Source organism: Ewingella sp. CoE-038-23, from assembly GCF_040419245.1.
In the GTDB taxonomy this organism is placed as follows: Bacteria; Pseudomonadota; Gammaproteobacteria; order Enterobacterales; family Enterobacteriaceae; genus Ewingella; species Ewingella allii.
In genome coordinates, this window is sequence record NZ_JAZHOH010000001.1 from 3,334,417 (window position 1) to 3,353,027 (window position 18,611).

Here is an 18,611-nt window from a genome sequence, read left to right on the forward strand (position 1 = left end):
TGTTCCATGTCACGCGGCTTGAGTTTTGGCAGCTCTGAATTGCGCGTTATTGCGTTTGTTTCCACTTATCATCTCCTTGTTAATTAGGGTTATGCGGCATTAGCTGTCTTCCGATGAACGGCGCCACCTCTTGCCAGTTCAGGCCAGATCTTTTGCCAGTCGGTTGGGTGCAGGTTTTGCCGGCTCACCGCCCCCTGAGAGGCTGATTCGATGAGCACGCAAAGTGCGGCACCAAGTTCCTGATTTTTACTAATTGCTTTGCGTAGATAGCCGATGGAAGTTGCGCATTTCACTGCGAACTCTCTTTGCTGCTCTTGAGACAAGGCATTTAGAAAAATGCGTAGCTCTTCCATATTCATTCCTTAGGTAAGGGTTCAATGTGAAATATACCCGTGGGTAATCTTTTTGTCTATACCCACAGGTTATTTACCCATTGGTAATTTTAAGTACGATGTGCACATGACTAGAGAAGACAGAAAAATGATGTACGAAAATCGGCGGGTAAAACTTGCTGAGTACATAGATAGCTTGGGCGTGGGCGGACAAAAAAAGGTCGCTGATGCCATTGGAAAAGATGCAAGCTACGTTTCGCGAATGCTCTACCCTGACGATAAAGCGGGGAGAAAGCGCATTGGTGAAGAGTCTGTTCTGCTTCTTGAAACCAAACTAAACCTTCCTCGAGGATGGTTTGATGGTATTGCTGAAACTCACACAACAATCCCAGATACGATCGAATATGCAGGCGCAGTACGATTGGGTGCTGTGCCTGTCATAGGCGAAGCAATATTGGGAGTTGATGGCATGATTGATATGGTTGAAGTCAGGGCTGGATGGCTTCAAATATATAGCCCTGATCGAGATGCATATGGGCTAAAGGTTAAAGGTGACAGCATGCACCCAAGAATTCAGTCTGGCGAGTTTGTGGTTATTGAGCCAAACACTCAAGTTCACTCTGGTGATGAGGTCTTTGTAAGGACAAGTGACGGCCATAACATGATTAAAATCATGACCAAAACCAGAGATGGTAATTACCAATTATCAAGCATAAATAACGACCACAAACCGATTACATTAGAAAGCCATCAGATCGATAAAATGCACTTCGTTTCAGCCATTGTTAAGGCAACACGTTATATGGACAATGACGAAATGCCTCCCCAGCTCTAGCAATAACTCCTCTCAAATATAAAAAAGCGCCCATATGTGGCGCTTTTTTTATGCCTTTTTAAAAATAAATTACCTGAATTTTCAAAAACATTACCTGTAAACCCCAATTTTGTTTACCTTTGGGTATAGACATAAATATTACCCGTAGGTATATTCACCTCATCGAAACGGCAGGACGCCAACTAAGCAGCACGCGATGAGGTGAGCGATGTAATCACTTCCGGCCCCGAGAGGGATCGACCGCAAATTAGCTCTTTAAGGGAGAAATGATTAAACACTGCCGCCGTCCGCATGAGGCGGCAGTCAATCAGAAGTGGATTTCGGGATGGTGTGAAATGCAGCGTGAGAAAGCGCAACCGCGAGGATCAGCAGCGCGGCACGCCATCGCCCAAAACTACTTATCCATTTAGTTGTGAGGTGAATTTTGAAAAATAAAACTACATTGATTCGGCTGAAAGAGGTCATAGAAAGAACGGGATATAGCAAAGCTTGGATTTATAGACTTATTTCAAATGGGAGTTTTCCAACATCTATAAAGGTAGGAGTTCGTTCGATTGCATTTGTTGAGAGTGAAATTGATGAATGGATATTAGAAAGAATAAAAAAAACAAAGCCTTCTTTTATAGAAAGCCTTGTACCAGAAAGAAGCAAGGATGCTTGGATATCCTGCGTTGATGCGCCACCTAAAAAGTTTCAAACGGTTCTGGTTTACACGCCAAAATTCGAAGAGTTCACGGTTGCCAAATATATGGGAGACATGACATATCGCTGGCATGTAGACAAGTATGGGAAATCGTTTTACTGCCAACCGTCCCACTGGATGATTCTTCCAGAAAGACCTGTCAATTGAAATTGCACACATTAGCGGCACTAAATCTTAAGGCAAGAGATGGTAGGAGAATAGATTGAAAAACATACTTTTCATCGATGATGATACCACGAACGAATTATTGGTAATTCCATATTCATCAATCAGTTACCTTGTAGATAAGGAAAACGACCAGCAAGGAAAATTCACCTTACTGGTATTAAATAGTGGGAAAACGCAAATGCTCGATATGCCAATAAAAGAAGCTACTGAATTGTTCTTCAAGCATAGTTAAATATCACTTCTTGGTTGTTTCTTATTTCCTTTCAGTCCGTACCGATTGCTTACTAACCAGTAAAATTCTGGGTAAATATCATCGTATTTCTTGAAAAATAACTCAGGCGTATCAAGTCCTTTTTGATTGCTCAGAAATGCGAACGTCAATTCTTGGGCAAGCTTCTGGTGCGGATCGTGATTTTCCATCGAGGTTTCCATGTACGAAGTTAAAAACGTAACCATCATTTTTCTTGATGACGATGACTTCCAAGATCCGAATCTTACGATCGGTTCCGGCGCTTTAAAAGCTGAAGTCGATAAGGCATCTCTTTATGCAGAGGTCATGATTTACAAAAACGTCATGATCAAGAACCGTTACGGCAAAGCCGCAAAATTCCCGTTTACTCCTTCTCTGCCGCAGTAAAACAGCAGTAAAGCCCGGAGTACCGCAGCAGTTCGTTGGGCTTAAAAGTAAAGGCGGTGGATAGCTGGGCATCATCCCAGCACACAACGGCATGCCTACTCATTCCCTTACTCATTGTTCGTGCGTATCCGTGGATGCAGATGAGTGGGCATGGCCGTTGTGTCGGTAGCATAAATGGCAATGCGCGGGGTTCCCTACCCCGGATCTGGTTCGACTCCAGCCGCACGACTCTCTAACAACTCTCCATGCTGTGTGTTTGCCCTCGCGCCCCGAGGGCTTTTTTTTTCCATCGCAAAGAAGCCTGCCATTAGCCGCGGGCGTTTTGTCATGGGCCAAAAAGGAGCTGCTATGCAGATCATCCCCAAATTATCCAGAGAACGCCTCGCGGTTTTGCCTGTGGGTACGCCGCTGCGCATTGGCCGCCAGTTGGTGACCTTTACCGGATGCAAAGCTGGCGCCGTGTTCTACAGCGATCAGGCGGGCGTCGAACAGTCATTCACTGAGCAGATGGTCTGCTCGGTGGCAACCGAGGATGTCAGCGCGCAGATGTGCGACTACTGCGGCAAGTTCCGCGCGCCAGCTGATCTGAAAGTCATCCTCGTTGAGCTGTATCGAGGTTCAAAGTCTCACACGGTCTGCAAAGAGGGCTATTGCGCCTACATGTTGCAGATGCAGAAACGCACTAAGCCAGCGCCAGCCGCGCGCGGCGCCAGAGGTAAAACATCATGGAAATGAATGCAGCGAAAAAAGTGCAGTATCGCCACAAGCTGACTGGCGAAGACGTTCGTGTCTGGCAGCGCGATACATCCGGGTGCGGGGTTTTTATTGCTGTTCTGCTGGCGCTGGCCGCCTGCGTCATGATGCTGGTGAATGCGCCATGGCAGTAACTACAGACCCGAAGGTCACAGAAGACCTGATCCTCTCGCTGTGCATCGCACGCCGAATCTCTCCCGCAGACCTTGAGCGCCTGGCTCTCCGGCTTGCACATCTTGAAGCGTATTTAGACGCACAAACCGAAACGGTGAACCAGCATGACTACCTTTCGTGTCATTGATACCGAGACGACATCCCTTGAGGGCGAGGTTGTAGAGATCGCCAGCGTGGATATCGTCAACGGTCAAATCTGCAACCCGCTGAGCGACTTCGTAAAGCCTTCTGAGCGCATCAGCTTTGAAGCCATGGCGCTGCACCATATTACCGAGAAAATGGTCGCAGACGCCCCGCCGCTCAGCGCAGTGATTGATAAGTACCTCGGCGCTGACATCTACGTGGCGCACAACGCCGCCTTCGACCGCGAGATGCTGCCAATGATTATGGCGCCATGGGTTTGCACGCTGAAACTGGCGCGCAAGCTCTGGCCGGAAGAGCCATCCCACGACAACCAGTATCTCCGGTACCGGTTCGGCTTAGAGCCGGACGTACCAGAAGGACTTTATGCGCACCGCGCTCTTTATGACTGCTACGTTACGGCTACCACCCTGCTTTACATGAACAGCCTAGCGAAGTGGAAAATCTCCGAGATGCGGGATATCACGAACAGCCCTTCTCTGCTGCACATCATGAAATTCGGTAAATACAAAAATAAGACCTTTGCTGATATCGCTGCGAAGGACTCGAGCTATTTCCGCTGGTGTTTATCAAATCTGGAACTCAATGAGGACCAGCAATTTACGATGCGCCACCACATGGGAGCGATGTTCTGATGGGTACTCCAGTACTAATCCTCGGCGACTCAGGCGCGGGCAAGTCCTACAGCCTGCGAAACTTTGATCCGGAAGAATGCCTGTTAATCCAGTGCATACCCAAGCTGCTGCCGTTTCGCTCTAAGGGATGGCGTATCAACGGCCAGCCTGATAGCGATGGCGTGCCTCAGCGCGGGAATGTATTCAGAACCGACGACTGGAACGATGTGCAGGACAAGATCCAGCGCATGGTTCTCTCGAAAACTCGCAAGGTGCTCATCATCGATGACTTTCAGGTCGTCATGCAACACGAAAACATGATGCGCGCCTACCAGACTGGCTACACCAAATTCACTGAGATGGCGGATCACGTCTGGCGAATAATCACGGCAGCCACGCAGCTGCCGGATGACGTGCGGGTTTACTTTCTGGCTCACACGGAAGAGAGCGAAGGCAAAATCCGCATGAAGACCGCCGGGAAGATGCTCAACGAAAAGCTGACGCCGGAGGGTTACTTCTCAATCGTTCTGCGCGCCATCAAGAAGGACGGCAAGCACGTCTTTCTAATCAAGGGTGACGACAACGACACCGCCAAGGCACCACCCGACTTATTCCCTGATCTGTCCGAAATGGACAATGACCTCAAAGCTGTGGACGTCGCGATCTGCGACTTCATGTCTGATTCTTTAGGAGCAACAATCTGATGCAACCAATGAGCTTTAAATTCGACGCAGAAGCCGCCAAGAAAGCAGGCGCTGGCATGGGTATTTCTGAGAATGGCGCTTATGAGGGCGTCATTACCTCAGCTATCTATACCTTCGGTAAAGACGGCAGCCAGTCGCAGGGGCTTGAAATCAGCTTTGATTCGCACGGTGCGAAGGCTAACTATCTGCGTATTAACTTCCTCGGGCGCGACGGCGAGCCAACCTTTGGTATGGGCCTAATCTCCGCCTTGCTGTGGTCGGCAGGCATTAAAGAAGCCGCGGCGGTACAAGTTCAGGGGTCTGACGGCCTTGAATGGCATAACCAGGCGCTGGAGGGCAAAAGCGCCGGACTCGTTCTGCAAAAAACTCTCTACACCAAAACCGACGGCGGCGATGGCTACAAGATGGAAATCCGCCAGGTGTTCAAATGCGGCACGCGCAAGACCTACGCAGAGCACGCGGAAAACTCACCGGCCGAGGCCGTGGATAAGCTGGTCGCCCAGCTGAAAGACCGTGACGAACGTGATCCGAACGCTGCCCCAGCGGGCCAGCGAGCCACAAGCGGGCAGGCTCCATCCAACCCATACGCACAGCAGGCCAACCAATCCACGACGTCACGGTTGCAACAGGCGGCAGCTAACCGCCAAAACCAGGCACCTCAGCAGCAAGTTCCTGACTTCGACGACGACATTCCCTTCTGACCGACCCGCCCATCCGGGCGTAAGCGCTGGCAATGAGAAAATACGCTGACAACCACCAATGCAAAACTGCTGCGGAGGCCGTCGAGTACGCCATCGCGCAGTTCGAAGGGTTGAAAGCAGGCAAGCCAGTCCGGCGTTTGGGCTGGCTTTACCTCGATACGCTCGACGAGATGGAGCGGCGGACGGAACTCGATCAGGAATCGAATAAATCAGGCGGTGACCCATGAACGGAGAGAAAGTGTACTGGGACGGCCGGCAGGTTACCTGCCGCTGCCCTGCTTATGATTTTCCGCACCGGTTCAGCGGCGGCCAATGCAACGGCTTCCATATGGCAAAGCACTGTTTCGACAATAGACTGAGCTGCGCCAGCTGTAACTGCCTTCACGCTGGCGGGTGCGACGTGGTCAACGAAACCGAAAGCCCCGCCGAGTGCCTCTACGTGCTCGACTTCTGCGCCGATTACCAAATCAAGTTACCCCACTGATTCATCAAAAAGATGATCGATCACTTAATTTCGCTCAAATAACGAACAGACCGTTACGGCCTGTATTTTCAGGAAATCATCAATGAAAATTTACATTGCCGGGCCGATGACAGGCTTGCCGCAGTTCAACCGACCAGCCTTCCTCCAAGCCGCACTTAATTTGTCATTCCAGAAACATACCCCGCTGAATCCGGCGATGCTACCGGATGGTATGACCGAAGCCGATTACATGGCTATCGGCTTAACCATGCTTCAGCGCGCCGATGCCATCTACCTACTGAACGGCTGGAAGTTCAGCGCAGGCGCCAGAGCTGAACACGCGCTGGCGATGAAATTGGGTTTACAGGTAATCGAGCAGAAGGAAGAACACTTGAGCGCAGGGAGGAAGGGGTGAAGATTGAAAAAACAAAAGACGGCGAAATCATCATTGGGCCAATTGATGATCAGCGGCTCACGCCCGGCCTATACCGTTCCAGAAGCGGTAGTACGCAGCAATTTGGCGATCGCATTGTTCGAGGCGGAAAGGTTATTCAGGAGTGCGATTTCTCACTGACTCCGCCCGAGAAGCACCTTTATGCTTTGGAAATTTCTGGTGTTTGGTTGTGGGTTAATGGCTGCGGTCACTGCAATGACAACGGCGATAAAATGTCTTATCAGGTTTGTGAAGAACATGACCGCTGCCAAGGCTGCAACAAAAAAAGAGCAGATTGCACCGGCATTCCACCGCGAAACGAGCATGACCATGGCGGCGGGATGTGGGGATCCCATGACGATTGTGGTGTCTGGGGTTGGACTTGTCATCCATGCCATGAGCGACAAGAGGCGATAACTCGCGAAGCTGCATTGTCCCGCATCGTTCCGGATGATGAATTCGATGAAAATGACTACGAGTACGAAGATGAGGCCAAGTGCCCTTACTGCAACGCAGAGGTATGCACTGACGAATCTTATGATGCAGACGGCGAAGAGCTGGAATGTGGTGAGTGCGGCCACGCGTTTACCCTTACCGCAAATCACAGCGTTACTTGGACAACATCACGTATCGCGCCGGTGAAGGAGCAACCTCATGACTGAGCCAACCAAAACTCACAGTGAGCTTTGTGTAATTGCGGAGCGTTTCCTCAGGAATAATGGTTTCAAGGTTGCGTTTCATGATCGGTTTATTGCTGGTGTTTCAACGGGAGAACAACCTGACGCAATCGGATTCCGCAATCTCTCCTCCTGTCTAATCGAGGCAAAGTGCTCTCGCGCTGATTTCCTCGCAGATAGGAAAAAACGGTTCCGAGTTAACCCTGAATTAGGCATGGGTGACTGGCGATTTTTCATCTGCGAACCGGGCCTGATCAGCATTGAGGAACTACCAGAAGGCTGGGGGCTGCTAAACGTAAAAAATGACCGTGTCTATAAAATTTGGGGCTGGCCGGGCAATGCGGTTTGGTTTTCGCGGAAACCGTTTCAGGCCAACAAGCAGGCTGAGTGCGATTACATGTACAGCGCGCTTCGCCGCCTGCAAATCCGTGGCCATTTACCAGAAGTCTATGCCGGATTGCCGGTGAAGGAGGCTGTATGACTGAGACAACCAAAATTAGCGTGCCGTTTGTTGTGCAGCTCCTGAAGAGTGACGACAGCAAAACATTAATGGCCAAAGGAGAGCACTCTAAAGAGGCAGTTATTGCCGCTGCGGTTGAGCAGGAAGAAATTGCCCCTGATGACGCAGAGAAATATGCAGCAGGTAAACATGAGGTTAATTGGTATCACACCACCCCGCGCGATGGCTATACAGCTTGGTATAGCCCGAGCAAAGAAGGGGTGCGCGGCTCTTTTAAAGCCACTGTCGTTTACATTTTATGGTGAGCAAAATGACTGAGAAAACTGATATCGAGGCGCTGCGGGATAAGCTCGAACTTGCGCTAAAGGATCTAACCGAGCGCCTGACCGATTGCCACCGGCTAAATTTCTGCATGGATGAGCTAAGCGCATTTACCGCTTTCTCCAGCACTGTTATTGACCAGCTAGAAGAAGAACGCCAGCAGCGAGAAGCGGCAGAAGCAGAACTCGCCGCGGTTCGGGGCCAGAAAGGCCAAATAGCTTTTCGCTACCGGTGGGTGGCAGATGAAGAACATGAAGCGTCACGATGGATGTACGAAGATAGGCCGGAAGAGTTTGATTCCATCATGAAGCTAGAAGGTGCGGAGTGGGAAGAGTTTCGCATTACGCCTGCGAGCAAGCTAACCATAAAGGAAGCTGTTTCTGCCTATATTTCTAAGTCCGCTGGCATCGTCGTTAAGGATGGTGAGTGATATGGCGAAATCAGCAGCAGAGCGCAAAGCCGCGCAGCGGGCGCGCCAGAGTGACGCCGGGGTGCAAAAGGTCGAGGTGGCGCTCGACCGACAAGAAGTCGATATGCTTCGCGAGAACTGCGCACTGCGCCGCCCGGCGCGGGAGCCATACGACATGGACGAGTACATCACCATGCTGATCCGCAAAGACAACGCCGAGTTAAAGGCGCAGCTCGCAGAGCAAGCGAAGCGCAGTTGCAAGAAGTGCGGCGACGCGTTGCCCGGCGATAAACAGGGCTGCGCATTCGTCGGCGAGGGTGCGTGCTGGCAGACGATGGGCTGGCATGAGACAAAACTAACAGCGTGACATGTCACGCAGACATCAGCGAAAAGAAATGACCGCCTTCGAGCGGTTTTTTTTTCGCCCGGAGAAAGTCATGCGACACATCATTCGCGGACAGCCGACGCCAGCAGAACGGCGCGCAGCTCAGGCAGCCTTGCACTGCCACCAGCAGAAATATGGTGAATATGCCCGGCGCAAGAACAGCGAAACCTATCGCGTGGAAGTCGATCACCAAATCATTTCAGTCGAGGTGATGAACCGTAAAGCGTCATACGTGGCTACGGTCATGAATCACCATCGCTCACTATCAAAAATATGCGGGGTACCGGCCTGATGTATCAACTCATTTATGCAGACCCGCCGTGGCGCTATGACAACGCGATCAGCAACGGTGCGGCGGGGAATCATTACAGCACCATGACCTTAACCGACTTAATGCGGCTGCCGATCTGGTCCATCGCTGCCGAAAATGCCGTGCTGGCAATGTGGTACACCGGCACCCACAACGCCGAGGCGGTAAAGCTAGCTGAAGCATGGGGCTTTCAGGTCCGCACTATGAAGGGATTCACTTGGGTGAAGCTAAATCAACTGGCGGAGCAGCATATCAATAAAGCGCTGGCCGCCGGACAGGTCGAAGATTTTTATGACTTCCTAGAGCTGCTGAATACCCAAACGCGCATGAACGGCGGGAACTACACCCGCGCCAACAGCGAGGATCTGCTGATTGCCGTGCGCGGCACGGGATTGGAGCGTGCCAGCGCCAGCGTCAAGCAAGCCTTTTACTCTCCCCTCAGCGAGCATAGCGAAAAACCTGCTGAGGTGCGTTTTCGTCTTGAGCAACTGTATGGCGACGTGGCCCGCATTGAGCTGTTCAGCCGCGGCGATGCGCCGGGCTGGCACCACTGGGGCAACGAATGCCCATTCCCCGACGTGGAGCTGATACCAGCAAGCTCTCGGCCCCTGCCAAACTCTCGCATTTCGTTGGTTAAGGCGCAGGCCGGACATTATCAGGCTGTACAGTCCGGCACACTACGACAAGTCCAGCAGCACCAAATCGACCCTGATATTTTACCGGAAACGACAAACAACGTTTGGCCTGCCGAGGTCCATCAGCTATTTGACCAAGTTACCGAGTCCTCAAGTCTTGACGCGCACCTACAGAACAAGCTGCGCCACCACATCAACCGTTTAAAAATCGATGGCCTATCAATGGCCCAAATCGTTCAAACCGCTGGAACGCTGGCGCGCGCAATGGGAGCGAGATCATGAGAGAAATCATCGTAGATAATTTTGCCGGGGGCGGTGGTGCCAGCACCGGCATTGAAATGGCAATTGGCCGAAGTGTAGATATAGCGATTAATCACGACGAAAACGCAATCGCGATGCACAGCACCAATCACCCTGAAACGTTGCATTACTGCGAATCGGTGTTCGATGTTGATCCGGTTGCAGCGACTGCCGGCCGCCCAGTTGGTTTAGCCTGGTTCAGCCCAGACTGCCGACATTTCAGCAAGGCCAAGGGCAGCGCCCCGGTTAAGAAGGAAATTCGCGGTCTGGCTTGGGTTGTTATTTGCTGGGCCTTGGCTAAGCGTCCACGCGTCATGATGCTGGAGAACGTCGAAGAGTTTAAAACTTGGGGGCCGTTGCTTACAGACGAAAATGGCATGAATCACCCTGACCGATCACGTTCTGGCGAAACTTTTGCTGCATTCATCGCAATGCTAACCAGCGGCGTCGAAGCAGGTCACCCCGCCTTAGAAGAGTGCTGCGAGGTATTGGGGATCAGCACCGATAGTGATGATGCCCGCCGCCTGATTGCTGGCTTAGGTTATGTTGTTGACCACCGCGAACTGCGCGCATGCGATTACGGCGCCCCGACAATCCGCCGCCGTTTCTTCATGGTGATGCGTTGCGATGGTGTGCCAGTTGTCTGGCCGGATGCCAGCCACGCGGATCCGAAGTCGCTGGACGTCCAAAGCGGCAAGTTAGCGCCGTGGCGCACAGCTGCTGAATGCATCGACTGGTCAATCCCATGTCCGAGCATTTTCGAACGTAAGCGGCCGCTGGCAGAGAATACTCTCAAGCGCATTGCGCGGGGCATTCAGCGTTTCGTTATCGACAACGCCACGCCGTTCATCGTGAAGTGCAACCACACCAGCAGCAAGACGTCCTATGACTGCTTCCGTGGACAGCCGTTAGACGAGCCACTACAAACCATCACCAAGAAACACGGTTACGCAGTAGTTACACCACACATCACCAAGTTCCGCACCGGCGCGACTGGGCAGGAATGTGATGAACCGCTGCCAACGATCACGGCTGGCACGTCGGAAAGACCAGGCGGGAATGGTCACGCGTTGGGAATGGTTGAAACGACGCTATCACCTTTCATTGCTGGTGCAGGCGGATCCGAGTATCAGGGCAAGCCGCGTGCCGCTGACGTTCCACTTCACACTGTGATGAAAGAATCACATTCTGCCTTAATCACCCCAACCTTAGTGCAGATGGGTTATGGCGAACGTGAAGGACAGGCACCTCGCGCGCTAGATATTGAAAAGCCAGTTGGCACGGTGACAGCTGGCGGCAACAAATTTGCTGTAGTAGCGCCAGTTATTGCCCGCATCGGACAGACCGGATTTGGCGGCGACCGCATGGCTTATGACGTATGCAAGCCGCTGACCACCGTAACCAGCAAAATTGAGCACCTTCTTGTTGCGCCAGTGATTACGCGGCAATTCGGGAACAGCGTAGGCCATGCTGCCGATGAGCCTAACGGGACAATTACGGCGGGCGGTGGGGGCAAAAGCCAGTTATGCGCGGCTTTCCTCGCGAAGCACTTCGGCGGGAACTACACCGGCCCCGGTGTCGAGCTGAATACCCCAGCACGCAGCGTTACCACGGTAGATCACCATGCTTTGGTAACTTCTAACCTGATCAAGCTGCGCGGTACCTGCAAAGACGGCCAGCCAGTTACGGAGCCAGCACCGACAATTACTGCCGGCGGCCTGCATATTGGCGAGGTCCGGGCTTTCCTACTCAAATATTACGGTAACGAGAAACAAGGCGTCGGCCTTGATGAGTCGCTACACACGGTGACCACCAACGACCGCTTCGGTCTGGTGACGGTAGAAGGCGTCGATTACCAAATCGTGGATATTGGCATGCGCATGCTGCAACCGCATGAGCTATACGCCGCGCAGGGCTTCCCGAGCTGGTACGTCATCGATCAGGATTATCGCGGTACGAAGTATGCCAAAGATAAGCAGGTCGCGCGCTGCGGCAATGCGGTACCGCCGCCGTTCGCTGAAGCGCTGGTCCGGGCAAACCTTCCTGAAATGTGCGCGGGTGCCAAGGAGGTGGCTGCGTGAACGAACTACAACAAGTCTGGCTCGAAGCCTACCGCGGCTATCTCAACGCCGCGTCACCGTTCGGCGAACAGAATACCGGCGAATACAAAGAGGCGCGCGAGCATGCCGATGCTGTTATCTCCAGCCTAAAAGCTCTCAGCGAACCTTCATAACCCCAAATCTGATGGCACGGACACCCATAACTCCGGTCTTTCGACTGGTCTATTTTCCATGGGCGATCGACGTGCTTAACGGTCAATTAGAAGAGAAATATGCCATGGATAAATACCCTCTCAGTATGCAGGAGGCATGCGCATTTATGGGTGTTTCACGGCCCACGCTTGCTCAAATGATACGCACAGGGAGACTTGCCGCCTCACGCAAAGACCCCAGCAAACCTAAGTCACCTTACTTAATCACTCGGCAGGCATGTATTGCTGCCCTTAACAATCCGATCCACACTGTCGCCGTGAGCGAGGGTGGCATGCTAGAGGATAAAACATGTCTATCTTCCGTAGAGGTAAAATCTGGTACGCGAGTTTCTCGCTCCCGGGTGGGCAAAGACTTAAAGAGTCTCTTGGAACAGAGAACAAGAGGGAAGCACAGGAACTCCATGACAAACGAAAATCAGAACTATGGCGAATAGATCGCCTTGGTGATTTTCCAGATGTGAGTTTCGAAGAGGCTTGCTTGAGGTGGTTAGAAGAGCGGGCTGAGAAAAAATCTTTGGATGATGACAAAAGCCGGATGGGATTCTGGCTGATGCATTTTGAAGGAGTGAAATTAAAGGATATTACTGAAGCCAAAATTTACACGGCGATCAGTAAAATGGTTAACCGCCGGGCGGCGGAGAACCATAGACTGCATTCACAGTCATTGGCGAAGAAAGGGATCGAGGCACCAAAACATGAGCGTCAGGCCGTCAGTACGGCGACTAAGGCAAAACACCTTGCCCTGATGAAGTCGCTATTGCGCGCGGCAGAGCGAGATTGGAAGTGGCTAGAAAAAGCGCCAGTGATAAAAGTGCCGCAGGCAAAAAATAAGCGCGTCAGATGGCTCGAACCAAATGAAGCGCAGCGCCTGGTCAATGAATGTCCTGAACCTTTAAAGTCGACGGTGATTTTTGCTCTGGTTACTGGCCTGCGCAGATCCAACATCGTTAATCTGGAATGGCAACAGATTGACATGCAACGCAAGGTCGCATGGATACACCCGGAAGAAAGTAAATCAGGCAAAGCTATTGGCGTAGCCTTGAATGATACCGCCTGCAAAGTGTTACGTGAACAGATTGGAAATCATCAAAAATGGGTTTTTGTTCACACTACGGCGAGTAAACGTTCTGACGGGTCAGCGACTGCTGCGATTAGAAAATTGCGTGTCGATTCGAATACGGCATGGCGATTGGCATTAAAACGCGCCGGAATCGAGAACTTTCGTTTTCATGACCTTAGACATACATGGGCAAGCTGGCTTATTCAGGCTGGTGTCCCGCTGTCAGTTCTTCAAGAAATGGGCGGTTGGGAATCGATAGAAATGGTACGGAGATATGCGCATTTAGCCCCAAACCATTTAACTGAACATGCGAAGCAGATAGATGCCATTTTTGGGGTTTCTGTCCCAAATCTGTCCCACTCGCAAATTTCGGAGGGAACGACTGACAGCTAAGTGATTGTTTTTGAATGGTACGCCCTACAGGGCTCGAACCTGTGACCTACGGCTTAGAAGGCCGTTGCTCTATCCAACTGAGCTAAGGGCGCATTGCAGTCCCGGAAGGGAGCGTTGCGGACTCGGATTATACGGGCAGACCGCGGTGAGTCAATGGCTTTCGAACTCACTGCTTAATGACTGAACAATTTGCCATAACTTATCGATCATTCAGCGCTCTGCCCGTTTTTTAGCTGCAAAATCAATCAGTACTATTTTTCTGAATTGATGGCGGCGGAAATCACGCGGGATGAGGCGTGGTAGGCGATATTTTCATAGGCCGTGAGTTCTGGCATCAACGTTTGCACTATGCCGCGTTTGCCGATAACCGCCGGCTGGCCGATATACACCTTGAGGTTCTCATCCCACGCCGACACGGGATAGACGCTGTTGGCATCCGACAGTATGACGTCCACCAGCCGTGCCGTGGCGGTGGCGATGCCAAAGCTGGTCCAGCCTTTGCCTTGGAGAATATCCCAACCGCCGCCGCGCACTCTATCGTCCATTTGCGCCCAATCTACGTCGCGATCCCCTGCCAGTTCGGCTACCGGGCGGCCGCCGAGGCGTACGGTGCTCCAGGCGACAAACTGCGATTCGCCGTGTTCGCCCAGCACGTAGCCGGTCACGCTTTTTGGGTCGAAGCCGAAGAACTCCCCCACCACGCGCTTCATGCGAGCGGTGTCCAGCGAGGTGCCGGTGCCAAATACCTGACTGTGCGGCAAGCCGCTGGTCTGTTGGATGATTTGCGTAATGACGTCGCACGGATTGGTGATGTTGAGGATGACACCACCAAAGCCGCTGGCAATCACCTGCGGAATGACTTGTCGAACTGCCGCACGCGTCTCGGCCAGCTCTTCCAGCCGGTCTTCGCGCAGCAGGGTTTTCGGCCCGACGGCGATCACCAGCACGTCGGCGTCGTGCAGCTCGGCATAGTCATTCGCCACGACTTTTACCCGCGAAGAGACCAGCGAGGCCATATCACGCAGCTCTAATGCCTGACTCGCGGCCTTGGGCTGGTTTTCATCGAGCAGGACGATGACGTCACACAATCCTTGTGTAACCAGTGAAAAAGCGACATCGGCGCCGACATGGCCCGCACCAACAATACCTACTTTACGTACCATCTTGTTTTATCCTTATTATTTTGATGTTGTGCCCTCTTAAAATAGCTATTTTTTAGCCACAAGTCGTAGCAAAACTGCGGCTATTTTATCGATGAAGATCATTCAACGCCTGACAGCGCCCCTCGCTTCTGCCAAAATAGCGCCATCCCCCTGCATTTACTCATTGATGGATTTACTCCCTAATGTCAGCAAAGATTATTGACGGTAAAACGATTGCGCAGCAGGTCAGAAGCGAAGTTGCGGAAAAAGTAAAACAACGACTGGCTGCCGGAAAACGTGTACCTGGCTTAGCCGTTGTTCTGGTGGGTGAGAACCCCGCCTCGCAAATTTATGTCGCCAACAAGCGTCGCTCTTGCGAAGAAGTGGGCTTCCTGTCGCGCTCTTATGATTTGCCGATGACCACCACCGAAGGTGAGTTGCTCAAATTGATTGATGAGCTGAATAACGACAGCGATATTGATGGCATTTTGGTGCAACTGCCGCTGCCAGCGGGCATCGATAACGTCAAAGTGTTGGAAAGTATTCGTCCAGACAAAGACGTGGATGGCTTCCACCCTTATAACGTTGGCCGCCTGTGCCAGCGCGCGCCGACCCTGCGCCCATGCACCCCGCGCGGTATTGTGACTCTGCTCGAGCGTTACGGCATCGACACTTACGGCCTGAACGCCGTGGTGATTGGCGCATCCAACATCGTGGGCCGTCCAATGAGCATGGAGTTACTGCTGGCGGGCTGCACCACCACCGTCACCCATCGCTTCACCAGAAACCTGCGTCATCACGTTGAACACGCCGATCTGGTGGTGGTTGCCGTCGGTAAACCGGGCTTTATTCCGGGTGAATGGATAAAACCGGGCGCAATCGTGGTGGATGTCGGTATTAACCGGCTGGAAAATGGTAAAGTTGTCGGCGATGTGGAATTTGATGCCGCCGCCGAGCGCGCTTCATTTATTACACCGGTGCCGGGCGGCGTAGGCCCGATGACGGTCGCGACGCTGATTCAAAATACCTTGCAGGCTTGTGAGGAATACCACGACATCAGCGCCAACTAAAAATCTGTAATTGATAAGTCAGGAATACATGGAAACTTTTTATCTCGAAAAACACCCGCACGTTGAACTGTGCGACCTGCTCAAGTTTATGGGCTGGTGTGAAAGCGGTGCCGCGGCCAAAGCCGTGATCGCCGAAGGTCAGGTGAAGGTCAACGGGCAGGTGGAAACCCGTAAACGTTGCAAAATTCTCGCCGACCAACAGGTCGAGTTCGCCAGCAGCAAGCTGGTAGTCAAAGCCTCTGCTGAATAAGCTCGGCTAAGGCAATAAAAAAGCGCGGTGGAGAAATCCAACCGCGCTTTTTTTGATTTTGAGCATTGCCCAGGGGCAAAATGACAAGTAAATAGCCTATTTGCGGCGCCAGGTGGTTCCGGCTGGGCCATCTTCCAACACAATACCCATCTCATTAAGACGATCGCGAGCCTTGTCCGCCATCCCCCAATCTTTGCTGGCGCGGGCGTCGTTACGCTGTTTGATCAGAGCTTCAATCTCAGCCACTTCGTCACCATTGTCTGCCTGAGCGCCAGATTGCAGGAACTGCTCTGGGTCTTTCTCAAGCAGGCCCAGCACGCCAGCCAGCTGCCGCAGTTCAGCCGCTAAGCCATTGGCTGCATTGATATCTTCCGCTTTCAGACGGTTAATGTCGCGCGCCATGTCGAACAGCACGGAGTAGGCTTCTGGGGTGTTGAAGTCGTCATCCATCGCATCACGGAAGCGCGCCACAAAGGCTTCTCCACCGGCAGGTTTTGCAGCAGCGTCAGTGCCGCGCAGTGCGGTGTAGAGACGCTCCAGCGAGGTACGCGCCAGTTTGAGGTTATCTTCGCTGTAGTTCAGCTGGCTGCGATAGTGCGCAGACATCAGGAAGTAGCGCACGCTTTCGGCGTCGTAATATTTCAGCACGTCGCGCACGGTGAAGAAGTTATCCAGCGATTTCGACATCTTTTCGCGGTCAATCATCACCATGCCGGAGTGCATCCATGTGTTCACATACGGGCCGTCGTGAGCACAGGTAGACTGGGCGATTTCGTTTTCATGGTGCGGGAACATCAGGTCAGAACCGCCACCGTGAATGTCAAAATGCTCGCCCAACTGTTTGCAGTTCATGGCTGAACACTCAATGTGCCAGCCCGGACGGCCTTCGCCCCACGGAGAAGTCCAGCTCGGTTCGCCCGGCTTGGACATCTTCCACAGCACGAAATCCATTGGGTTGCGTTTGACGTTGGCTTCAACTTCCACCCGCGCACCGGCCTGCAGCTGCTCGAGATCCTGACGGGAAAGCGCGCCGTAATCAGCATCGCTTTCCACCCAGAACATCACATCGCCATTAGAAGCCACGTAGGCGTGGTTGCGGTCGATAAGCTTCTGCACGATGTCGATGATTTCAGCAATATGGCCCGTGGCGCGCGGCTCTGCATCTGGAGGCAGGATACCCAGCGCGGCGAAATCGGCGTGCATCTCGGCGATCATGCGGTCGGTCAGCGCGGTGAAGCTCTCGCCGTTCTCCGCAGCACGTTTGATAATTTTGTCGTCGATATCGGTGATATTACGCACGTACTTCAGCGAATATCCGGCATAACGCAGGTAACGCGCTACCACGTCAAATGATACGAAAGTACGACCATGACCAATATGACAGAGGTCGTAAACAGTTATCCCACACACGTACATACCGACTTTACCGGCATGAATTGGCTTGAATTCCTCTTTTTGGCGACTCATGGTATTAAAAATCTTAAGCATCAGGCTATTCCGTGTGTTGGGCATAGAAAACGTCAATTGGGGTCATAATATAACGAAAATGATTTCACCGAAACGGCATAAGCCGCCGCAGAGCGGCTTTCTCTGGTCATATTGTTATAAAGTAACACTTAATGTTAGAGAGAAGGCGATTATCCGGCAACCCTTGTTTGTAAAGCGAGCAACTAAAACCCGCGGCTGACGCCTGCTTTTGAGTTGTGGTATAAGAAAAGGCTATATTGGGGGCTCACACTGAGAGCACACATCAACATAAGCAGGATGATTATTATGGTTACCTTTCACACCAACCACGGCGACATTGTTATCAACACCTTCGCGGATAAAGCGCCGGTTACCGTTGAAAACTTCCTGAACTATTGCCGTAAAGGCTTCTATAACAACACCATTTTCCACCGTGTCATCGACGGTTTCATGATCCAGGGCGGCGGTTTTGAGCCAGGCATGAACCAGAAAAACACCGATGCGCCGATTAAAAACGAAGCGAATAACGGTCTGAAAAACACCAAAGGCACGCTGGCTATGGCCCGTACCAATGACCCACATTCAGCTACCGCGCAGTTCTTCATCAACGTCACTGACAACGACTTCCTAAACTTCCGTGGCGAAAACGCACAGGGTTGGGGTTACTGCGTGTTCGCAGAAGTCACCGACGGTCTGGACGTGGTTGAGAAAATCAAAAAAGTAAAAACTGGCCGCAGCGGCATGCACCAGGACGTTCCGCAAGAAGACGTGATCATCACTAGCGTTACCGTTAGCGAATAAT

General features: G+C 52.2%; 28 protein-coding genes, 1 tRNA gene and 2 pseudogenes. 26 read left to right on the top strand and 5 right to left on the bottom strand.

Annotated features, from left to right (window positions below; all coding sequences use genetic code 11):
- Window positions 1-89: 89 nt before the first annotated feature.
- Window positions 90-353: a Cro/Cl family transcriptional regulator gene (locus tag V2154_RS15815; protein ID WP_353503005.1), complete on the bottom strand. Its 264-nt coding sequence runs from the start codon at window positions 351-353 to the stop codon at window positions 90-92.
- Window positions 354-483: 130 nt separating this feature from the next.
- Between V2154_RS15815 and V2154_RS15820 the strand changes: the two genes are divergently transcribed.
- The 4 genes and pseudogenes from V2154_RS15820 to V2154_RS15835 all read left to right on the top strand — a co-directional run bounded on the left by V2154_RS15820 (window position 484) and on the right by V2154_RS15835 (window position 2,270).
- Window positions 484-1,167 (top strand): S24 family peptidase, encoded by a 684-nt coding sequence (locus tag V2154_RS15820; RefSeq protein ID WP_437342038.1) that lies wholly within the window; start codon window positions 484-486, stop codon window positions 1,165-1,167.
- A 424-nt stretch (window positions 1,168-1,591) separates the two neighbouring features.
- Window positions 1,592-1,780, top strand: a pseudogene (locus V2154_RS15825) (helix-turn-helix transcriptional regulator); the annotation flags it as partial.
- Between the two features lie 54 nt (window positions 1,781-1,834).
- Window positions 1,835-2,017, top strand: a pseudogene (locus V2154_RS15830) (DUF551 domain-containing protein); the annotation flags it as partial.
- A 55-nt stretch (window positions 2,018-2,072) separates the two neighbouring features.
- Window positions 2,073-2,270 (top strand): hypothetical protein, encoded by a 198-nt coding sequence (locus V2154_RS15835; protein WP_353503007.1) that lies wholly within the window; start codon window positions 2,073-2,075, stop codon window positions 2,268-2,270.
- On the opposite strand, the gene V2154_RS15840 is transcribed toward V2154_RS15835, so the two are convergent.
- Window positions 2,267-2,458 carry a hypothetical protein gene (locus V2154_RS15840; RefSeq protein ID WP_353503008.1) on the bottom strand — a complete coding sequence of 64 codons (192 nt, stop codon included), beginning with the start codon at window positions 2,456-2,458 and terminating at the stop codon, window positions 2,267-2,269. The genes V2154_RS15835 and V2154_RS15840 overlap by 4 nt on opposite strands.
- Before the next feature lie 10 nt (window positions 2,459-2,468).
- Here V2154_RS15840 and V2154_RS15845 point away from each other — a divergent pair, with 10 nt between their 5' ends.
- From V2154_RS15845 to V2154_RS15935, 19 genes are all read left to right on the top strand, one after another.
- Window positions 2,469-2,675, top strand: a complete 207-nt coding sequence (locus V2154_RS15845; RefSeq protein WP_353503009.1) for a hypothetical protein — start codon at window positions 2,469-2,471, stop codon at window positions 2,673-2,675.
- 348 nt (window positions 2,676-3,023) lie between these two features.
- Window positions 3,024-3,410 (top strand): hypothetical protein, encoded by a 387-nt coding sequence (locus tag V2154_RS15850; RefSeq protein WP_353500887.1) that lies wholly within the window; start codon window positions 3,024-3,026, stop codon window positions 3,408-3,410.
- Window positions 3,401-3,562, top strand: a complete 162-nt coding sequence (locus tag V2154_RS15855; RefSeq protein WP_353500886.1) for a hypothetical protein — start codon at window positions 3,401-3,403, stop codon at window positions 3,560-3,562. Before V2154_RS15850 ends, V2154_RS15855 begins: the two co-directional genes overlap by 10 nt.
- Before the next feature lie 144 nt (window positions 3,563-3,706).
- A complete protein-coding gene (exoX, locus tag V2154_RS15860) occupies window positions 3,707-4,378 on the top strand; it encodes an exodeoxyribonuclease X (protein ID WP_353503010.1) in 672 nt (223 codons plus the stop codon).
- Window positions 4,378-5,061, top strand: coding sequence for a DEAD/DEAH box helicase family protein (locus V2154_RS15865; RefSeq protein WP_278879009.1), 684 nt, complete (start codon window positions 4,378-4,380; stop codon window positions 5,059-5,061). The genes exoX and V2154_RS15865 overlap by 1 nt, the downstream gene beginning before the upstream one ends.
- Entirely contained in the window at window positions 5,058-5,762 is a 705-nt protein-coding gene (locus tag V2154_RS15870; protein ID WP_353503885.1) for a single stranded DNA-binding domain-containing protein, read from the top strand. The genes V2154_RS15865 and V2154_RS15870 overlap by 4 nt, the downstream gene beginning before the upstream one ends.
- Before the next feature lie 32 nt (window positions 5,763-5,794).
- Window positions 5,795-5,989 carry a hypothetical protein gene (locus tag V2154_RS15875; RefSeq protein ID WP_353500884.1) on the top strand — a complete coding sequence of 65 codons (195 nt, stop codon included), beginning with the start codon at window positions 5,795-5,797 and terminating at the stop codon, window positions 5,987-5,989.
- The gene (locus tag V2154_RS15880) at window positions 5,986-6,246 is read left to right on the top strand and encodes a hypothetical protein (RefSeq protein WP_353500883.1); all 261 of its coding nucleotides are present in this window, start codon (window positions 5,986-5,988) and stop codon (window positions 6,244-6,246) included. The genes V2154_RS15875 and V2154_RS15880 overlap by 4 nt, the downstream gene beginning before the upstream one ends.
- Before the next feature lie 82 nt (window positions 6,247-6,328).
- Window positions 6,329-6,640: a DUF4406 domain-containing protein gene (locus V2154_RS15885; protein ID WP_353500882.1), complete on the top strand. Its 312-nt coding sequence runs from the start codon at window positions 6,329-6,331 to the stop codon at window positions 6,638-6,640.
- On the top strand, window positions 6,637-7,320 hold the full coding sequence (locus tag V2154_RS15890) for a hypothetical protein (protein ID WP_353500881.1): 684 nt from the start codon (window positions 6,637-6,639) through the stop codon (window positions 7,318-7,320). The genes V2154_RS15885 and V2154_RS15890 overlap by 4 nt, the downstream gene beginning before the upstream one ends.
- A complete protein-coding gene (locus V2154_RS15895) occupies window positions 7,313-7,816 on the top strand; it encodes a hypothetical protein (RefSeq protein ID WP_353503011.1) in 504 nt (167 codons plus the stop codon). The genes V2154_RS15890 and V2154_RS15895 overlap by 8 nt, the downstream gene beginning before the upstream one ends.
- Window positions 7,813-8,100 (top strand): hypothetical protein, encoded by a 288-nt coding sequence (locus V2154_RS15900; RefSeq protein ID WP_353500879.1) that lies wholly within the window; start codon window positions 7,813-7,815, stop codon window positions 8,098-8,100. Before V2154_RS15895 ends, V2154_RS15900 begins: the two co-directional genes overlap by 4 nt.
- A gap of 5 nt (window positions 8,101-8,105) precedes the next feature.
- Window positions 8,106-8,546 carry a hypothetical protein gene (locus V2154_RS15905; protein WP_353500878.1) on the top strand — a complete coding sequence of 147 codons (441 nt, stop codon included), beginning with the start codon at window positions 8,106-8,108 and terminating at the stop codon, window positions 8,544-8,546.
- 1 nt (window position 8,547) lies between these two features.
- Complete coding sequence (locus tag V2154_RS15910) at window positions 8,548-8,892, top strand: hypothetical protein (protein WP_353500877.1); 345 nt, start codon at window positions 8,548-8,550, stop codon at window positions 8,890-8,892.
- A 70-nt stretch (window positions 8,893-8,962) separates the two neighbouring features.
- Entirely contained in the window at window positions 8,963-9,202 is a 240-nt protein-coding gene (locus tag V2154_RS15915) for a DUF4060 family protein (RefSeq protein WP_353500876.1), read from the top strand.
- Window positions 9,202-10,137: an MT-A70 family methyltransferase gene (locus V2154_RS15920; RefSeq protein ID WP_353503012.1), complete on the top strand. Its 936-nt coding sequence runs from the start codon at window positions 9,202-9,204 to the stop codon at window positions 10,135-10,137. Before V2154_RS15915 ends, V2154_RS15920 begins: the two co-directional genes overlap by 1 nt.
- Window positions 10,134-12,236: a DNA cytosine methyltransferase gene (locus tag V2154_RS15925; RefSeq protein ID WP_353503013.1), complete on the top strand. Its 2,103-nt coding sequence runs from the start codon at window positions 10,134-10,136 to the stop codon at window positions 12,234-12,236. Before V2154_RS15920 ends, V2154_RS15925 begins: the two co-directional genes overlap by 4 nt.
- Window positions 12,233-12,388 (top strand): hypothetical protein, encoded by a 156-nt coding sequence (locus V2154_RS15930; protein ID WP_278878999.1) that lies wholly within the window; start codon window positions 12,233-12,235, stop codon window positions 12,386-12,388. The genes V2154_RS15925 and V2154_RS15930 overlap by 4 nt, the downstream gene beginning before the upstream one ends.
- A 328-nt stretch (window positions 12,389-12,716) precedes the next feature.
- Window positions 12,717-13,880, top strand: coding sequence for a site-specific integrase (locus V2154_RS15935; protein WP_353503014.1), 1,164 nt, complete (start codon window positions 12,717-12,719; stop codon window positions 13,878-13,880).
- A gap of 15 nt (window positions 13,881-13,895) precedes the next feature.
- On the opposite strand, the gene V2154_RS15940 is transcribed toward V2154_RS15935, so the two are convergent.
- Window positions 13,896-13,972: transfer RNA gene (locus V2154_RS15940), tRNA-Arg, on the bottom strand.
- A gap of 159 nt (window positions 13,973-14,131) precedes the next feature.
- Complete coding sequence (locus V2154_RS15945) at window positions 14,132-15,043, bottom strand: L-lactate dehydrogenase (protein ID WP_353503015.1); 912 nt, start codon at window positions 15,041-15,043, stop codon at window positions 14,132-14,134.
- 182 nt (window positions 15,044-15,225) lie between these two features.
- On the opposite strand from V2154_RS15945, the gene folD reads away from it, so the two are divergent.
- A complete protein-coding gene (folD, locus tag V2154_RS15950) occupies window positions 15,226-16,092 on the top strand; it encodes a bifunctional methylenetetrahydrofolate dehydrogenase/methenyltetrahydrofolate cyclohydrolase FolD (RefSeq protein ID WP_353503016.1) in 867 nt (288 codons plus the stop codon).
- A gap of 28 nt (window positions 16,093-16,120) precedes the next feature.
- Window positions 16,121-16,342: a ribosome-associated protein YbcJ gene (gene ybcJ, locus V2154_RS15955; protein WP_034792243.1), complete on the top strand. Its 222-nt coding sequence runs from the start codon at window positions 16,121-16,123 to the stop codon at window positions 16,340-16,342.
- A gap of 96 nt (window positions 16,343-16,438) precedes the next feature.
- Here ybcJ and cysS read toward each other — a convergent pair whose 3' ends face one another.
- A complete protein-coding gene (gene cysS / locus V2154_RS15960; protein WP_353503017.1) occupies window positions 16,439-17,830 on the bottom strand; it encodes a cysteine--tRNA ligase in 1,392 nt (463 codons plus the stop codon).
- A gap of 285 nt (window positions 17,831-18,115) precedes the next feature.
- Here cysS and ppiB point away from each other — a divergent pair, with 285 nt between their 5' ends.
- Complete coding sequence (gene ppiB / locus V2154_RS15965) at window positions 18,116-18,610, top strand: peptidylprolyl isomerase B (protein ID WP_034792247.1); 495 nt, start codon at window positions 18,116-18,118, stop codon at window positions 18,608-18,610.
- The last annotated feature ends 1 nt before the right edge of the window (window position 18,611 follow it).

Bases quoted from the DNA above. Each gene is read 5' to 3' on its own strand.
- ppiB (WP_034792247.1), top strand. From the start codon at position 18,116: ATGGTTACCTTTCACACCAACCACGGCGACATTGTTATCAACACCTTC.
- V2154_RS15895 (WP_353503011.1), top strand. From the start codon at position 7,313: ATGACTGAGCCAACCAAAACTCACAGTGAGCTTTGTGTAATTGCGGAG.
- ybcJ (WP_034792243.1), top strand. From the start codon at position 16,121: ATGGAAACTTTTTATCTCGAAAAACACCCGCACGTTGAACTGTGCGAC.
- V2154_RS15910 (WP_353500877.1), top strand. From the start codon at position 8,548: ATGGCGAAATCAGCAGCAGAGCGCAAAGCCGCGCAGCGGGCGCGCCAG.
- V2154_RS15865 (WP_278879009.1), top strand. From the start codon at position 4,378: ATGGGTACTCCAGTACTAATCCTCGGCGACTCAGGCGCGGGCAAGTCC.
- V2154_RS15885 (WP_353500882.1), top strand. From the start codon at position 6,329: ATGAAAATTTACATTGCCGGGCCGATGACAGGCTTGCCGCAGTTCAAC.
- V2154_RS15820 (WP_437342038.1), top strand. From the start codon at position 484: ATGTACGAAAATCGGCGGGTAAAACTTGCTGAGTACATAGATAGCTTG.
- cysS (WP_353503017.1), bottom strand. From the start codon at position 17,830: ATGCTTAAGATTTTTAATACCATGAGTCGCCAAAAAGAGGAATTCAAG.
- V2154_RS15935 (WP_353503014.1), top strand. From the start codon at position 12,717: ATGTCTATCTTCCGTAGAGGTAAAATCTGGTACGCGAGTTTCTCGCTC.
- V2154_RS15915 (WP_353500876.1), top strand. From the start codon at position 8,963: ATGCGACACATCATTCGCGGACAGCCGACGCCAGCAGAACGGCGCGCA.
- V2154_RS15925 (WP_353503013.1), top strand. From the start codon at position 10,134: ATGAGAGAAATCATCGTAGATAATTTTGCCGGGGGCGGTGGTGCCAGC.
- V2154_RS15945 (WP_353503015.1), bottom strand. From the start codon at position 15,043: ATGGTACGTAAAGTAGGTATTGTTGGTGCGGGCCATGTCGGCGCCGAT.
- exoX (WP_353503010.1), top strand. From the start codon at position 3,707: ATGACTACCTTTCGTGTCATTGATACCGAGACGACATCCCTTGAGGGC.
- V2154_RS15875 (WP_353500884.1), top strand. From the start codon at position 5,795: ATGAGAAAATACGCTGACAACCACCAATGCAAAACTGCTGCGGAGGCC.
- V2154_RS15920 (WP_353503012.1), top strand. From the start codon at position 9,202: ATGTATCAACTCATTTATGCAGACCCGCCGTGGCGCTATGACAACGCG.
- V2154_RS15850 (WP_353500887.1), top strand. From the start codon at position 3,024: ATGCAGATCATCCCCAAATTATCCAGAGAACGCCTCGCGGTTTTGCCT.
- V2154_RS15855 (WP_353500886.1), top strand. From the start codon at position 3,401: ATGGAAATGAATGCAGCGAAAAAAGTGCAGTATCGCCACAAGCTGACT.
- V2154_RS15815 (WP_353503005.1), bottom strand. From the start codon at position 353: ATGGAAGAGCTACGCATTTTTCTAAATGCCTTGTCTCAAGAGCAGCAA.
- folD (WP_353503016.1), top strand. From the start codon at position 15,226: ATGTCAGCAAAGATTATTGACGGTAAAACGATTGCGCAGCAGGTCAGA.
- V2154_RS15845 (WP_353503009.1), top strand. From the start codon at position 2,469: ATGTACGAAGTTAAAAACGTAACCATCATTTTTCTTGATGACGATGAC.
- V2154_RS15905 (WP_353500878.1), top strand. From the start codon at position 8,106: ATGACTGAGAAAACTGATATCGAGGCGCTGCGGGATAAGCTCGAACTT.
- V2154_RS15840 (WP_353503008.1), bottom strand. From the start codon at position 2,458: ATGGAAAATCACGATCCGCACCAGAAGCTTGCCCAAGAATTGACGTTC.
- V2154_RS15900 (WP_353500879.1), top strand. From the start codon at position 7,813: ATGACTGAGACAACCAAAATTAGCGTGCCGTTTGTTGTGCAGCTCCTG.
- V2154_RS15880 (WP_353500883.1), top strand. From the start codon at position 5,986: ATGAACGGAGAGAAAGTGTACTGGGACGGCCGGCAGGTTACCTGCCGC.